This is a genomic window from Phenylobacterium sp., from assembly GCF_036963605.1.
Lineage (GTDB): Bacteria > Pseudomonadota > Alphaproteobacteria > Caulobacterales > Caulobacteraceae > Phenylobacterium.
The window spans coordinates 1-327 of the sequence record NZ_JBALUY010000152.1 but is presented as its reverse complement, the minus strand read 5'-3'; the positions used below and the strand labels follow the sequence as shown (position 1 = coordinate 327).

1 protein-coding gene is annotated in these 327 nt (G+C 67.0%); it reads right to left on the bottom strand.

Annotated features, from left to right (window positions below; all coding sequences use genetic code 11):
• On the bottom strand, window positions 1-327 hold a 327-nt coding region (locus V7702_RS16805; protein ID WP_335651218.1), incomplete at both ends, for a peptidase dimerization domain-containing protein.

The window sequence follows — 327 nt, the reverse complement described above, 5'->3', positions numbered from 1 at the left end:
GGCAGCCTTCTGGCGCAGGCGTTCGCCGAGCGCCGGCCCGTCATCCCAGGGCGCAGGCCGCATCAGCCAGGCGAACCAGGCGTGCCGGGCCAGGATGTTCACCGCCGTGCCGCCCCCCATCTGGCCGATGGTCAGCGTGCCGTAAGGCGGGTTGAACGGGCTGTCGGCAGGCGCAGCCTGCTTCATCGTTTCAGCTTCCTGGGTCAGGAAATGCATCAGCTCGACCGCATGGGTGACCGCGCACGCGCCGTCATTGACCAGGCTGGAATGAGCTTCCTTGCCATGGACTTCGACCCGCATGGAGAACAGGCCCTTATGGCCCGTCAC